The organism is Streptococcus sanguinis (assembly GCF_050225395.1).
Classification (GTDB): Bacteria; Bacillota; Bacilli; order Lactobacillales; family Streptococcaceae; genus Streptococcus.
In genome coordinates this window covers 855,602-871,150 of sequence record NZ_CP071431.1, presented here as the reverse complement: position 1 = coordinate 871,150, position 15,549 = coordinate 855,602, and the positions used below count along the sequence as shown (strand labels likewise).

The window sequence follows — 15,549 nt, the reverse complement described above, 5'->3', positions numbered from 1 at the left end:
CGATTTTCTCTTTGTATTAGCCAGAGTTTCGCAGACCAGTCGCAATACCGTTGATGGTGATGTGAATCAGCTTTTCTTGATCAGGTGTGAGCTGGCCGTTTCGCTGACGCTTGATCAGTTCTAGCTGGATATAGTTCAAAACATTGAAGTAAGGCATACGATAGTGCAAGCTATCTCTCAGATAGGTGTTTTCTGCTAGGAGCTCATCATGACCTTCAATCTCCAAAATAACATCCTTAGTCAACTGCCACTCATCCAAGATAATATTGAAAATATCACGCACATTCTGATCTTCACAAAGCTGCGCATACTCAAAAGCGATATTCATATTTGACTTAGACAGAACCATGTCTACATTTGACAAGAGTGACTTGAAGAAAGGCCATCTCTTATACATAAATTGCAGAAAGGCTAAGTTATTTTCTGGGTCTTCATCAATGAATTCCTTGAAACTTGACCCAACACCATACCAGCCTGGGAACATAACCCGACTTTGAGACCATGAGAAGACCCATGGAATAGCTCTGAGACCACCGATTTCAGTGATGGTTTTACGGGCAGCTGGACGAGAACCGATATTAAAGCTAGAGATAGCCTTGATCGGGCTGGATTCGAAGAAATAATCGTAAAAACGCTCGTCACCAAAGACTAAATCACGGTAAATCTGATAACTGCGATTAACTACTTGGTCCATAATTCGTTCATATTTATCAGACGTATGGCTATCGCTCTTCTTATGAGTTACCATGCGGTTAATGGCAGCAGACACTAGCATTTCCAAGTTATAGTAGGCTGCGTCTTTATTTCCATATTTATTACCAATGACTTCCCCTTGCTCAGTCAGACGGATCCGGTCATTGATACTGCGGAGTGGCTGAGAAGTAATAGCTTCATAGGTTGGGCCGCCACCACGTCCCACCGTACCTCCCCGGCCATGGAAGAAGGTGATTTTCACGCCAAACTTATCACCGATGGCTGTCAGCTGCTGCTGAGCCTTGTAGAGAGTCCAGCAAGAAGATAGGTAACCACCGTCCTTATTACTGTCTGAATAGCCCAGCATGATTTCCTGGTAATTATCCTTAGAGGCAATCCACTTCTGTGCAATCGGCAGAGACAGATATTTCTCCATGGTATCGCAGGAATTGTCCAAATCCTCAATGGTTTCAAAGAGCGGAACAATCTGGACACGAGCCCCGTTTTCATCAATCAGCCCTACTTCCTTAAGCATAATAGCCAACTCAAGTAGATCCGATACACTGGTTGAGTGAGAGATAATATTCTGCTTAATGACTTCCTCACCAATGGCATCTTTTAGCTGACGGGCTGTTTTGAAAATCTCCAGTTCTTTTTGCAGGAGTTCAGACTTAGGCTCGTGAGTAGCTGATAGGATACGAGGATCTTCAAGCAGCTGCTTGAGCAGTACTTGGCACTTCTCTTCCTCAGACAGACTACTATAATCTTGAACAATATTAGCTGAAGCCAAGAGCTCAGCCACACAGGCCTCATGAACGCTGGAATCCTGCCGCATATCAATGCTGGCCAAGAAAAAGCCAAAAACATCAACCGCTTGGAGAAGTTCAGTCAAGTCCCCATTTACCAAGGCTTCGCCATGATGTTCGATAAGAGAATCATAAATGACCTGCAAGTCTTCCTTGAATTCCTGAGCTGTTTTGTAAGAAGGTGTCTCTTCTTTCTTCAGCTCTGTCAGGGTCTCGCTGATACGAGACTGGATATAGTTAGGAATGATTTCTCTTCCTTTATTGCTGACAGAAAGATTGGCCTTCGCAGACAATTTTTCCTCAGCTCGGTCAGTCAATCGCTGATCGTCACTTGAAAAGTTGCCTTCTTTAAGGTAAAGCAAGGTTTGAATCAGCTTGGACTGGATATAGTGGAAAGCTCGGCGGTAAGGCTCATTTTCCCGATAAACAGACTTGTCTGTAGACAGAGCTGCCATTTCTGCTACTGCCTGACTAGTTTCTGAGAGGTTGGTCGATAGCGAGAAGGTGCGATAGAGTGTATAAACCTTGTCAATGTAGTAGTTGAGGATGACTTCACTCTGGAGGGTAGCTGATAGTTTGAGGGTTTCTGCGGTTACAAAAGGATTGCCATCTCGGTCTCCACCAATCCACATTCCCATGGTAATAGGCTTAGGATTATCCAGCTTGATCCCCCGCTCTTCCGCCAAGCGTCTGTATTCGACCATAAAGTTAGTGATCGCTTGTAGGAAAGAGCTGTTGTAGTACTCCATGACATTGGTAATCTCATTGGTCACTTTCAGCTTCTTCTCACGGATCATATCTGTCTGCATCATGAGCTCAATATAACGGCGGAGATTTCCGAGCCACTTCTTCTCATTTACCAGGCCAGCCTTAACATCACGATGCTGACGCAGTAAACTATGAATATGATTGGTTAAGTCCAGAATAGTCTTGCGCTGGACCTGGGTCGGGTGAGCTGTCAGTACTGGCACAACATTCAGATTTTCCAGAATCTCCTGAGCATTTTCCCGCGTTGAAATCAGGTCAATAGTTGTTGACAGCTTTCCAAGATAATCCTGATTGATATTGTTTTGATGGTTGATTTCATAAGCTAGGTCCACGTCTTCTGAGATATTAATCAAAAGCGGCAAAATAGAGAAATAACGAGAAATATAAACCATTTCATCCGTCGTCAGTTCTTCCACAATCGCTTTTAACTCATGATATTTGGAGTTAACGGCCAGCTCTTCCATGAGGGAGATTTTTTCAAAGGTCTCAGGGCTGAGAAGATTCCGAGTAATATCGGCAAGCAAGTCTGTCAAAATAGCGACTTCTTCTCGAATCACTTCTTTATTGCTGTAGCTTTCTAATTTGTTAAATGACATAATCTGCACCTTTCATTTTTGCAACAACTGTTCACACGAACTGCGTTTAAGCTTCCTCAGACTGGTCTTGCGCCTCCGCTTCCATCTGTTCATAGAGGGCATCACGTCGCTCGTTGGCATCAATATTGAGAACCAAGGCGATGGCTACTGACAAGACCAGAAGACTGTTCCCTCCTTGCGATAGGAAGGGGAAGGTTACTCCTGTAGAAGGAATGAGACCTGAGATTCCACCGATATTGATAAAGGTCTGCATGAGTATCATACCGCCGATTCCCAAAGCCATCATGGAGTTAAATGGATTCTTGGCCCGAATCCCTACCAAGATAATTCTCAGAATCAGGAAAAAGAGCAAGGCCAGAATCAAACTGGCACCAAAGAAACCAAACTCTTCTATCACGATAGAAAATACAAAGTCTGTATGAGCTTCCGGCAGATAACCTCGTTTCTCAATAGAGTTCCCCAAGCCTAGACCAAACCAGCCGCCATTACTCATAGCATAGTAGGAATTAGCCAATTGGTGGCCTGAGCCAGACAAATCCCTGAAGGGATTGAAAAAAGCACTGAAACGCTTGGCCACATACCCAAAGACTGGAATCTTAGCCACGCGCTCAACCCCAATTAACCAAATGCTAGCTAGAACCAAGCCGGAAACACTAACAATGGCTCCCAGCATCGTAGAAAACCATCGATAGCCAATCCCGCTGACAGCTATCATTATCACGACGGTCAAAAATAGAATAGTCGCATTTCCAAGGTCTGGCATAATAGCTACAATCCCAATCAGAATAGCCACCATAGTCCGCCAGTCGTTAAAGGCTTTAGGAAACCAATGGTTGTGAGTCAGGGCTTGATAGTCATAGACCTTTATCTCCTCCTGCCTCTTTGTGAAGCGAAATGCTAGATACCAGACCAGAATAATCTTCAAATACTCTGCAGGCTGAATACTGAAAGCTCCAAGTTTGAGCCAGCCATGAGCTCCGTTGATAGTCCCTGTTATAAAACGAGATAAAAGCAAGAGGATAATCTCAGCAAAGATAACTATAGTCAGGATACTTCCTTTTTTTAAGAAACCCAAGCGGATTCTATATAGGAGCGCAATTATAAAGAGACTTATTATCCAAAAAATCCCCTGATTCATGACCATCCCAAAACCATTTCCTCCGGCCTGAATCGAGGTAGGACTCGTCGTTGAATAGACCACAATCAATCCCAAGACAGATAAAATCAAATAGGGAATCAAGATGGAATAATTCAAAAAGTGCTTCTTGTCAATTTTCATATTTCACCATCAAACTTCTAAAAATTCAATTCCCATTATACCACCTTTTGGATTGAAAAAAAAGCACTAGCGCAAAGACAGGGACAATCATGGCTTGCTTTGCCTTATTTATATAAAAAGGTGATAAGATAGGAAGCAAACAAAGGAGGAGAACATGACAGACATTTATGATATCGAAATCCAAAAACAAGACGGAAGTCCGCAAAAAATGAGTGATTATAAAGGAAAGATTCTGCTGATTGTCAATACAGCGACCGGCTGTGGCTTCACTCCTCAGTATCAAGAACTGCAGGAACTCTATGAGCGCTATCAGAAAGACAGATTTGAAATCCTGGATTTCCCCTGCAATCAGTTTGGCCAGCAGGTTCCAGGAGACGCAGCAGAAATCAACAGCTTTTGCAGCCTTAACTACGGAACGACCTTTCCTCGATTTGCTAAGATTGATGTCAACGGCCCTCATACTGCTCCACTCTTTGACTGGCTCAAAAAAGAAAAGGGCGGTCTTCTGGGCGAAAAAATAAAATGGAACTTCACAAAGTTTCTGGTCAGCCGAGACGGAACAGTCATCAAACGCTTCTCTCCACAAACCTCTCCCCAAAAGATAGAAGAACTCATTCAAAAGCTATTATAAAAGGTAAAAAAAAGCAAAACGATTTAGCCAACGGTAACTCATCTTCCACAGCTTGGCTAAGGTCTTTAAAAACAAGGCATTTTGAACTTTCAAAACGTCTTGTTTTTGCTTTATAATATTTCAATTATATTACATTTCATTCATTTTCTAGCAATTCTAGGGATATTTTTTGCTTTTTTATTTGTTTTAAGTTAAAATAAACCAGTATGAGGAAGAGGATTAAACCGCTTGCAATCCTAATTTTCTTTGCTTCTTTTATCGCTTTTATTTTGATAAGCAAGCAAATTACTGACTCTCAGGAAAAGCAAGCACAGGCAAAAATTTTACAAACTAAACAAACTCCAAGTTCCTCAAAAAAAGAGGAAACATCTGACGATTCGTCCTTGGATGAAGAGTTTATTTCCAGACCAATCATTGACATTTCTGGCTGGCAGCTGCCAAGTGAGATTAATTACGACTTACTCGCACAGAATGTTTCAGGAGTAATTGTCCGTGTTCATAGTGGAGCGCAGGCAAAAAAAGAAAACGCAGCAACTCATCTGAATGGTCTGGACAAGTCTTATGAAAGACATATCAAAGAATTTCAAAAGCGCAACATCCCTGTCGCTGTCTATGCCTATGTGGCCGCCAATAGCAAAAAGGAAATGGAAAAAGAAGCTGAAAGTTTCTACAAGGCTTCTGCCAAGTACCATCCAACATATTATTGGCTAGACGTCGAAGAAAAGACCATGTCTGATATGAATGCAGGAGTTGAAGCTTTCCGAGCCAAGCTAGAGTCACTTGGTGTTAAAAATATTGGTATCTATATTGGAACTTATTTTATGGAAGAGCATAGCATCTCTACCGATAAGTTCACAGCAATTTGGATTCCGACTTATGGTAATGACGACGGCTACTACAATGCCGCACCAAATACTGAGCAGGATTACGACTTGCATCAGTACACATCACAAGGTCAGCTGACTGGTTTCTCTCATTATCTTGATTTGAACCAGCTGTCAACCTTGAAAGACCAGACAGCTACTTATCAAAAGCTATTTACAGTTCCTAAAGAAAGCCAATAGCTCAGAACGACAGCTCAAATCTTAATGATTGCTGTCGTTTTTTATTGTCAAAAAATAGGAAATTTCCAGCCGTTTCCTCTTAATAAAGCCTATATTTTATGATATAATGATTTGATAAATGAAATTAGAAAAGGAAAATACAATGATTTCTTGGTTGAATAGAATTTTCAAAGGAATGGTCATTGCACTTGGCTTTATTTTGCCGGGAGTTTCAGGCGGTGTTTTAGCAGCTATCTTAGGTATTTACGAGCGCTTGATTCATTTTTTAGCACACTTAAAGGAAAACTTCGTCGAAAATGTTCTCTATTTCATACCAGTTGGAATCGGGATGATTCTAGGAATAGCGGCCTTCTCCTACCCTGTCAATCTGCTGCTGGACAACTACAAAGTGATTGTCCTCTGGGGATTTGCCGGAGCCATTATTGGGACTGTTCCTAGTCTTATTAAAGAGTCTGTTGCTAAAAGTGAGCGTGATCGGATTGATATTCTCGTTTTCTGGGTCAGCCTCATCGTCTCAGGAATTTTTCTTTATTCCCTAAACGGTATGGTCGGCACCTTGCCAGCCAACTTCCTCTCTTTCATCTTAGCAGGAGCCTTGATTGCACTGGGCATTTTAATTCCCGGACTTAGTCCGTCCAACCTTCTCCTGATTTTAGGCCTCTATGCCCCTATGCTGAATGGCTTCCGCAAACTGGATCTCTTGGGCACCTTTCTTCCTATCGGAATCGGAGGCGCCTTAGCACTGATTCTCTTCTCTAAACTGATGGATCATATTTTGAAAAACTACTACTCTTGTGTCTATCACTTTATCATTGGCATCGTCCTATCCAGTACACTTCTCATTGTAGTGCCTCAAGCAGGAAACAGTGAAAGCATTAGCTATCATGGAGTTTCTATATTGACACTTGTTCTTGCAGCCTTTTTCTTCGGCCTGGGAACCTGGCTGGGACTCTGGATGTCACAATTAGAAGAGAGATATACTAATGGCTAAAAAAACAAAAATCAAAAAAACACTGGTCGAGCAAATTTTAAGCAAGGCTAAGATTGAACATAAAGGTCTGCAGCTAAATGCCTTAGCAGAACAGCCTGCCGAAAGCTTGGACCGTTCCCAGATTTATAAAACCTTGGCCTTGACAGGAGACAAGACTGGCACAATAATCGGTATCCTGCCAATCACAGAACATTTGTCCGAAAAGAAAATAGCCAAGATCTCCGGTAATAAAAAGGTCAGTATGATTCCTCAGAAAGACTTGGAAAAGACAACGGGCTATATCCACGGAGCCAACAATCCTGTCGGTATCCGGCAAAAGCACAACTTTCCAATCTATATTGACCAGTCAGCTCTAGAGCGAGATAGCATCGTCGTGTCTGCTGGCGAAGTCGGCCGCAGTATCGAAATCAAGGCTCAAGATTTGGCGGATTTTGTTCAAGCTAACTTTGCAGACCTCAAGGAAAATTCTAGCTCATAATTCTTCAATATTGCACCTAATATTCTCAATAAACCCTAATAAGAAAGAAACAATCAACCACTATGAAATTATACTTTGTCCGACACGGAAGAACGGAATGGAATCAGGAAGGCCGCTTTCAGGGAGCCAGCGGTGATTCGCCACTGCTGCCAGCCGCCGTTGAAGAACTGCATACCCTAGGAAAACATCTGGCCCAGACTCAATTTGGCAAAATTTACAGCAGCGACCTCCCGCGTGCCGTTCGCTCTGCTGAGATTATTCAAGAAGAAAGCCAGTTTCCGACTGAAATCGTATCAGTACCTGAACTGCGAGAATGGCAGTTGGGAAAACTGGAAGGCGCAAGAATCTCTACCATTGAAGCCATCTATCCGCACCAGATGACTGCCTTCCGCCACAACCTTTCGCAATTCAATCATACTTTTTTTGACGCTGAGTCAGTCTACCATACGACCCACCGGACCATTTCCTTTATCAAGACCTTAAAGGACAAGAACTACGAACAAGTGCTCATTGTCGGGCACGGAGCTAACTTAACCGCCAGCATTCGAACCATGCTGGGCTATGACACACCTCTCCTGCGCAAGAATGGCGGTCTGACCAACGCCAGCATCACCATCCTTGAAACAGAAGACTTTGAGAATTTTGAGCTGATCACTTGGAATAATACGGATTACTTACTTGAAAAGGCAGAAAATTAAAGCTGGATTTCTAGCTTTTTTTCTTACTTTATAGCCAAATATAGATGAATTTCCCTATCTTTTGTGATAAAATAGGTAGGAAAACTTTTGGAGGAAAAACATGACGACTGAACATATCGAGGAATTAAACGACCAGCAGATTATCCGCCGTGAAAAAATGGCTGCGCTGGCTGAGCAGGGAATTGACCCTTTTGGCAAACGCTTTGAGCGAACTGCTAACTCTGCTCAACTGAAAGAAAAATACAACGATAAAGATAAAGAAGAATTAAACGAACTCAATGAAACAGCTATTATCGCTGGCCGTCTCATGACCAAGCGCGGCAAAGGAAAGGTTGGCTTTGCCCACATCCAAGACCGTGAAGGCCAAATACAGATTTATGTGCGTAAAGATGCAGTTGGTGAAGAAAATTATGAAATCTTCAAAAAGGCTGACTTAGGAGATTTCCTCGGTATCGAAGGTGAGATTATGCGGACAGATATGGGTGAGCTTTCTATCAAGGCAACCCACCTTACTCATCTGTCTAAGGCTCTGCGTCCTCTGCCTGAAAAATTCCACGGCCTGACAGATGTTGAAACCATCTACCGTAAACGTTATTTGGATTTGATTTCCAATCGCGAAAGCTTTGAACGCTTTGTCACTCGCTCAAAAATCATCTCAGAAATCCGCCGTTACTTAGATGGACAAGGCTTCCTTGAAGTTGAAACTCCTGTTCTCCACAATGAGGCAGGCGGTGCTGCTGCCCGTCCATTTATCACCCACCACAATGCCCAAAACATAGATATGGTGCTTCGGATTGCAACCGAGCTTCACCTTAAACGTCTTATCGTCGGCGGTATGGAGCGAGTGTATGAGATTGGGCGTATCTTCCGTAACGAAGGAATGGATGCAACTCACAATCCAGAGTTCACTTCCATCGAGGTTTACCAAGCCTATGCAGATTTCCAAGACATCATGGACTTGACTGAAGGTATTATCCAACATGCAGCCGTCTCTGTTAATGGAGATGGACCAGTCAACTACCAAGGGACTGAGATCAAGATCAACGAACCATTTAAACGCGTTCACATGGTTGACGCCATCAAGGAAATTACTGGTGTGGATTTTTGGCAAGATATGAGTTTTGAAGAAGCTGCTGCCTTGGCCAAGGAAAAGAAAGTTCCGCTTGAAAAGCACTTCACCGAAGTTGGCCATGTTATCAATGCTTTCTTTGAAGAATTTGTAGAAGAAACCTTGATTCAGCCAACCTTTGTCTACGGTCACCCAGTAGCAGTGTCACCTCTGGCTAAGAAAAATCCAGAAGACCCACGCTTCACGGATCGTTTCGAGCTCTTCATCATGACCAAAGAATATGCCAATGCCTTCACCGAGTTGAACGATCCAATCGATCAGCTATCTCGTTTTGAAGCACAGGCAAAAGCCAAAGAACTGGGTGATGACGAAGCAACTGGCATCGACTATGACTTTGTGGAAGCTCTGGAATACGGTATGCCGCCAACTGGAGGTCTGGGAATCGGTATCGACCGTTTGGTTATGTTGCTGACCGATGTTACGACCATTCGTGACGTCCTGCTCTTCCCTACGATGAAATAATCTGTATTTTATACGATATTAAGAAAACAAATCCTGCTGGAATTCCAGCAGGATTTTTTACATCAAAAAAAGTCTGGTTCCCCAGACTTTTGATTATATTATTCATATCTTAGTGCTTCAATTGGATCCAGTTTGGAGGCTTTATTGGCCGGCAGGATTCCGAAGAGAACACCGATAGTTGCTGAGAAGAGAAGGCTGACGATGCTGACTGATAGAGATACCGTCACTGGTGTTCCTTCCAGCATTTGACTCATGGCTGAGCCTAATACAGACGCAAGTCCTGCAGCTAGAACCAGTCCAATCAACCCACCAATCAGTGTCAAAATCATAGACTCAATCAAAAATTGCATCAGTATGTTGCCACGTGTTGCTCCCAGAGCTTTTCGCAGACCGATTTCACGAGTTCGCTCAGTGACCGATACCAACATGATATTCATAACGCCGATACCACCAACAAAGAGAGAGATTCCGGCAATGGCACCGATAACTCCCGTCATTGCACCATAAATATTTTGCACTTCCTGATAAAGGGCACTATCGTCTGTCACTTGATATTCTCCCTGTTGGAGTCCCGCAATTTCTGTTAATTTCTTGGCAACCTTAGGGCCAAGTTCTGGAACTAAGCTTGTATCATTCACTCGAAGAACAATCTCTGAAATTTCATCTACTCCAAAGTTTGCAGCTATGAGAGTATTGGTCGTAATGGCATTACCACCATAGACCTGCATGGAGCCAGATGCAGCAGCAGTTTCAGGATCTCTATAAACCCCAATCACCCGATAGTTACTTGCACCCACTGTCACAATTTTATTGATTGCCTCTTCAGCGGAAGAAAAGAGGTTCGCAGCCAGATCTTCGTCCAGCAGCACAACACTGGCAAAGCCTTGATAGTCTTGCTGCCTCAAAGCGCGACCAGCAATGATTTTATATTTTTTCACCTGAATATAGGTCATGTTTGCGCCGACAAAATTGACGCGCTCAGCCTGCTTATTTTCGTAGCTAAAGGTTTCCATAGCAGAGTTGGTCACATAATAACCATCCACTCCCTTGATATGGGTCAATTCCTTAACCCATGCTTCCTGGGCCTTGGGTGGTTCCACCACTTCCTCGCTTTCATCTTCTACATTTACTGAATAGAGATCAGCCGTTTGTGTGTAGGAGCCGTCCTTGCTCTTTTTAGGAGAAAAGACAAGGCGCATGTTTTTCTGACTTTTGGTAAAACTCTCATTGACCCGCCGGGTAATGGAATCTCCTAAGGCCATGATAACTACAACCGAAGCCACTCCGATAATAATCCCAATCATGGTCAGGAAAGACCGCATTTTGTGTCCAAGAATGGAGCTAATGGCAAATTTCCAGTTTTGCATTAGACTAGTCCTCCTTCCTTAGCGCTATCAGATGAGATGACACCGTCACGGATGACAATCTGCCGTTTGGCATAGGCCGCAATCTCAGGCTCGTGGGTTACCATGATAATGGTTTTCCCTTCTCGATTGAGCTCAGTCAAGAGCTCCATAATTTGCTCACCAGTCTTGGTATCCAAGGCCCCTGTCGGTTCGTCAGCCAGAATCAGAGAGGGATTATTGACCAAAGCACGCGCAATGGCTACCCGCTGCTTCTGTCCTCCGGAAAGCTCTGAAGGCAGGTGATGCATCCGCGTGTCCAGCTCCACCTTGGTCAGAAACTGCTCGGCCAAGGACTTACGTTTAGATAGACCGACACCTGCATAGATCAAGGGCAGTTCCACATTTTGCAAGGCATTGAGTTTAGACAAGAGAAAGAACTGCTGGAAGACAAAGCCGATTTGCTTATTTCGAACCTTGGCCAGCTTCTTATCACCTAGCTTAGCGACTTCTTCGCTTCCTAGATGATATTCACCAGTTGTCGGACGATCCAGCATCCCAATGATATTCATCAGAGTAGACTTACCAGATCCAGACGGTCCCATGATGGCAACAAACTCGCCCTCTTCAACCTCCAGACTGATATCTTTTAATACCTGCAGTTCCTGGTCTCCATTGCGATAGCTCTTATTAATATTTTTTAACTCAATTAGCTTCTTCATAAGATTTCACCTCTTGACCGTCTTTCAAGCTATCTGTCGGATTGATGATAACTTTACTATCCTTTGTCAAACCAGATGAGATTTCTTGATTTTCAGCATCAGCATTTCCGAGCGTTACTTCTGTCTTCTTGGCAACTCCTTTTTCCAGGACCCAAACATAGTTCTTGTCTCCGTCCATTACCACACTGCTGACTGGCACAATGAGTCCCTGAGTATTGTTTTTAACTTCAATGTTGACAGAGAAACCTTGCTTGAGTTCACCAATCTCGCTGGTAATGTCAATTGTAAATGGATATTTAGAGCCTGAAGCTGTTCCGCTACCACCTGTTCCAGACGGTTGAGCTGCTGCCTGCTGGCCGTCTTTCGGATAGTTGGAAATGTAGCTGATTTTACCAGTCCATTTCTTGTCTGGGTAAACCTTTGATGTAATGGTCACTTCTTGACCGACAGACAAGTTAGCCAGGTTGTATTCAGATAATTCACCCTTAATCTGCAGATTTCCATTGCTAACGATGTGAACCAAGGTTTGAGTGGCACCTGTTGTTGATTTTGAAACATCGCGGTTGACTTCTACGACTGTACCATCTGCTGTGCTGGTCACTGTCAAGGCATTGAGAGTAGCTTGAGCTTTGTTCATATTATCCACTGCATCAGCTCGGGCATCGCGCAGGTCAGCTGCCTGAGACTCCACAGAACGCTGAGCCTGAGCTTCAGACGCCCCATCAGCTTCTTCGTCGCCGGTAGTATTTACAGTCACACCATTGGTTTGCAAGTCATGCAATTGACGATCGGCTTTGCTAACCGCCCGAGCAGCTGCATCATAAGCAGCCTGAGCCTCTGCACTTTTATAAGTAACCAAAGCTTGACCGGCAGTCACTTGATCGCCTACATTGACAAGCACATTTTCCAAGTCACCCTTGGTACTGTCATAGTAGATGTACTGCTCATTGCTGGCTGTGACATTTCCTGTCAGCAAGACTGAAGAAGCCACTGACCCTTCCTTGGCTTTCTGGACTAATGGAGTCGTATCGACCGGTGCCTCAGAAGGATTCCCTCCATTTAGAAACATGAAGAGAACTGCTCCTGCAACAACTGCAATCGTAGCTCCAATAATGCTAAATAATTGCCATTTCTTTAACTTTTTCATCTCTTTTCCTCCTCTTGATGAAAACGATTTTCTTTTGTTATATTATATCACAAGGCTATCATAATTCTTCTAAAAAAATTTACAGTTTTTCACAAATGGTTGCTATTTTATCTCAGATAGTCACTCCACTAAAATCCGTAGCAGATTATTGCATTCACATGCTAAAAAAGGTACAATTACCTCATATAATAGAAGGAGATTCTGATAAAATGAAAGAATTTGATATGATTGCTATTGGCGGTGGCAGCGGGGGAATTGCTACCATGAATCGGGCTGGCGAATACGGTGCCAAGGTTGCCGTTATTGAAGAAAAGAAACTGGGTGGTACCTGTGTCAATGTCGGCTGTGTCCCAAAGAAGATTATGTGGTATGGTGCTCAAATCGCTGAAGCTATTCAGCATTATGGACCAGACTACGGCTTTACCTCTGATAATCAGGCTTTTGATTTTGCTACCCTTCGGAAAAATCGCGAAGCTTATATTGACCGAGCACGTTCGTCCTACGATGGTAGCTTCAAGCGGAATGGTGTCGAGCTAATCGAAGGCCGTGCCCGTTTTGTGGATGCAAACACTGTCCAAGTCAACGGTGAGCTTATTCGCGCCAAGCACATTGTCATCGCGACGGGTGCTCATGCTGCTATTCCAAGTATCCCTGGCGCAGGCTACGGAGAGAATTCCGACGATGTCTTCGCTTGGGAAGAATTACCTGAATCTGTTGCCATTGTCGGAGCAGGCTATATAGCAGTTGAGCTAGCCGGCGTGCTCCATGCTCTGGGAGTTAAAACAGACCTTTTTGTCCGTAAGGATCGACCATTGCGCAACTTTGACAGCTATCTGATTGACGGACTGCTCCAAGAAATGGAAAACTCTGGACTCCAGCTTCATACCCATAAGATTCCGCAAAAGTTGGAAAAGCTGCCTGATGGTCAGCTCAAGCTCTATTTTGAAGACGGCAGCAGCCACACAGCCCAGCATGTTATTTGGGCAATTGGTCGTAAACCAAACGTCCAAGACCTCAATCTGGAAGCAGCTGGCGTCACTCTCAATGAACGTGGCTTCATCTCTGTAGATGAGTACCAAAACACTGTTGTACCAGGCATCTATGCTCTAGGCGATGTAACAGGTGAAAAAGAATTAACTCCTGTTGCTATCAAGGCTGGACGGACCCTGTCTGAGCGTCTTTTCAACGGCAAAATAGATGCTAAGATGGACTACTCAACTATTCCAACCGTCGTCTTCTCCCATCCCGCTATTGGAACAGTCGGCCTAACTGAGGTAGAGGCTGTTAAGACTTACGGAGCTGAAAATATCCACGTTTACACATCTAGCTTCACATCCATGTATTCAGCTGTCACCCAGCACCGCCAACAGGCCAAGTTCAAGCTTATCACTGCCGGTGAGGATGAAAAGGTCGTTGGCCTGCACGGCATTGGCTACGGAGTAGACGAGATGATTCAAGGTTTCGCTGTTGCTATCAAGATGGGCGCTACCAAGGCTGACTTTGATGCTACAGTTGCTATTCACCCGACAGGTTCCGAAGAATTCGTGACTATGCGATAAACATTCAAAATCAGAAGAGGTTTGGTATTCCAGCCTCTTTTTGATTTCTGCTACCATTTTATAATAAAGATGCTGACCGTTCCATAACCTAATCTTTCATTTTACAGACGAATCTTACATTTTTGTAAGATTGTAATCAAAACTATTTCAACTTAATTTGACAATCCTTTCAAATAATAGTCTAATGGAAGAAATTCAGAATTTTTTCAGACCATAGACTACTGCTTCACTATTTAAAAAGGTTAATTGTCAAATATCTATCAAGAAATTCCAAAAATTATGAAAAACAATCTTTTTATTACTTATTATATGCGAAAAGGAGCCTGAAATGAAATCTCAGACTCCTTTTTTTATGGTAAAATAGCTACAGCCCTCACTGGTGAACCGCTGGCTTGATGCCAGTTGGGGAAGCTAATTGAGATGAGAGCACCCTTAGCCGGCAACTGATCCAGATTGGTCATAACTTCTAGCTGATAAATGTCCTGCTCCAACAGATAGTATTCATTGAGCAGCCCATGCTCCGCTGTAGGAATACCCGCATCTGTATCAAAAGTTTCGTGACCTACCGCCTTGACACCACGCTCATGGATAAGGAACTCTAGAGCATCTCGTCCCCACCCAGGAGTATGCTGAATCTCCTGAACATCCAGATTGCGCATGGCTGATTGACTCGGCCAACGCTTGGACCAGTCTGAGCGAAAGGCAACAAACGTCCCTGGCTCAATCTGCCCGTGCTCCGCTTCAAAATCTAAAATATCCTGCTTGCCCAGAATAAAGTCTGGATTCTCTGCTACTTCCTTAGACTTATCAATAACCACCAAAGGTAGGAAAAGATCTTTTAGTTCAATCTCTTCCAACCAGCGACCACCCTCCACAAAATGAATCGGAGCATCAATATGAGTCCCGTACTGGCCAACTACAGAAAACTGCTGAACATGAAAACCGTCTTTCAAAGTGAAAATATCCTTCTTCTCCAAGGCAGGCAGAGCTGGAAAATGCGGACTGTCTTCCTTGATCTGATGGGACAAGTTGACCCATTTTTTCTCCTGTAGTTCCTGATAAATTTTTAATAAATCTGTCATAGCCTTCTCCAATCTAGTCAGTCTTGCTTTGGGAAGATGTTGATTACGCACCCACACCTCTAGCAAAAACTCTTATTTACTTTTGCATTATTATATCAATC

The 15,549-nt window shown here is 43.5% G+C and carries 13 protein-coding genes; 7 read left to right on the top strand and 6 right to left on the bottom strand.

Annotated features, from left to right (window positions below; all coding sequences use genetic code 11):
* Positions 1-16: 16 nt before the first annotated feature.
* Complete coding sequence (ppc, locus tag J1C81_RS04435) at positions 17-2,863, bottom strand: phosphoenolpyruvate carboxylase (protein ID WP_002914792.1); 2,847 nt, start codon at positions 2,861-2,863, stop codon at positions 17-19.
* Positions 2,864-2,909: 46 nt separating this feature from the next.
* Positions 2,910-4,142 (bottom strand): cell division peptidoglycan polymerase FtsW, encoded by a 1,233-nt coding sequence (gene ftsW, locus J1C81_RS04430; RefSeq protein WP_002914791.1) that lies wholly within the window; start codon positions 4,140-4,142, stop codon positions 2,910-2,912.
* 154 nt (positions 4,143-4,296) lie between these two features.
* Here ftsW and J1C81_RS04425 point away from each other — a divergent pair, with 154 nt between their 5' ends.
* The 6 genes from J1C81_RS04425 to lysS all read left to right on the top strand — a co-directional run bounded on the left by J1C81_RS04425 (position 4,297) and on the right by lysS (position 9,595).
* Complete coding sequence (locus J1C81_RS04425; RefSeq protein ID WP_002914789.1) at positions 4,297-4,773, top strand: glutathione peroxidase; 477 nt, start codon at positions 4,297-4,299, stop codon at positions 4,771-4,773.
* 206 nt (positions 4,774-4,979) lie between these two features.
* Positions 4,980-5,837, top strand: a complete 858-nt coding sequence (locus J1C81_RS04420; protein WP_002914788.1) for a glycoside hydrolase family 25 protein — start codon at positions 4,980-4,982, stop codon at positions 5,835-5,837.
* Between the two features lie 142 nt (positions 5,838-5,979).
* Entirely contained in the window at positions 5,980-6,828 is an 849-nt protein-coding gene (locus J1C81_RS04415) for a DUF368 domain-containing protein (protein WP_032909694.1), read from the top strand.
* Entirely contained in the window at positions 6,821-7,306 is a 486-nt protein-coding gene (locus J1C81_RS04410) for an aminoacyl-tRNA deacylase (protein WP_002914786.1), read from the top strand. Before J1C81_RS04415 ends, J1C81_RS04410 begins: the two co-directional genes overlap by 8 nt.
* 62 nt (positions 7,307-7,368) lie before the next feature.
* Entirely contained in the window at positions 7,369-8,004 is a 636-nt protein-coding gene (locus tag J1C81_RS04405; RefSeq protein ID WP_002914785.1) for a histidine phosphatase family protein, read from the top strand.
* A 100-nt stretch (positions 8,005-8,104) separates the two neighbouring features.
* Positions 8,105-9,595, top strand: coding sequence for a lysine--tRNA ligase (lysS, locus tag J1C81_RS04400; protein ID WP_002914784.1), 1,491 nt, complete (start codon positions 8,105-8,107; stop codon positions 9,593-9,595).
* Between the two features lie 98 nt (positions 9,596-9,693).
* Here the strand turns inward: lysS and J1C81_RS04395 are convergent, their stop codons facing one another.
* From J1C81_RS04395 to J1C81_RS04385, 3 genes are read right to left on the bottom strand one after another with little or no spacing between them, the layout of a single operon-like run.
* A complete protein-coding gene (locus J1C81_RS04395) occupies positions 9,694-10,962 on the bottom strand; it encodes an ABC transporter permease (RefSeq protein ID WP_002914783.1) in 1,269 nt (422 codons plus the stop codon).
* On the bottom strand, positions 10,962-11,660 hold the full coding sequence (locus J1C81_RS04390; RefSeq protein WP_002903135.1) for an ABC transporter ATP-binding protein: 699 nt from the start codon (positions 11,658-11,660) through the stop codon (positions 10,962-10,964). The genes J1C81_RS04395 and J1C81_RS04390 overlap by 1 nt, the downstream gene beginning before the upstream one ends.
* Positions 11,644-12,807 carry an efflux RND transporter periplasmic adaptor subunit gene (locus tag J1C81_RS04385; RefSeq protein ID WP_002914782.1) on the bottom strand — a complete coding sequence of 388 codons (1,164 nt, stop codon included), beginning with the start codon at positions 12,805-12,807 and terminating at the stop codon, positions 11,644-11,646. Before J1C81_RS04385 ends, J1C81_RS04390 begins: the two co-directional genes overlap by 17 nt.
* Positions 12,808-13,016: 209 nt before the next feature.
* Here J1C81_RS04385 and gorA point away from each other — a divergent pair, with 209 nt between their 5' ends.
* Positions 13,017-14,366, top strand: a complete 1,350-nt coding sequence (gorA, locus tag J1C81_RS04380; RefSeq protein ID WP_032909693.1) for a glutathione-disulfide reductase — start codon at positions 13,017-13,019, stop codon at positions 14,364-14,366.
* A 350-nt stretch (positions 14,367-14,716) separates the two neighbouring features.
* Here gorA and J1C81_RS04375 read toward each other — a convergent pair whose 3' ends face one another.
* The gene (locus J1C81_RS04375; protein ID WP_032909692.1) at positions 14,717-15,448 is read right to left on the bottom strand and encodes a cyclase family protein; all 732 of its coding nucleotides are present in this window, start codon (positions 15,446-15,448) and stop codon (positions 14,717-14,719) included.
* Positions 15,449-15,549: the final 101 nt, after the last annotated feature.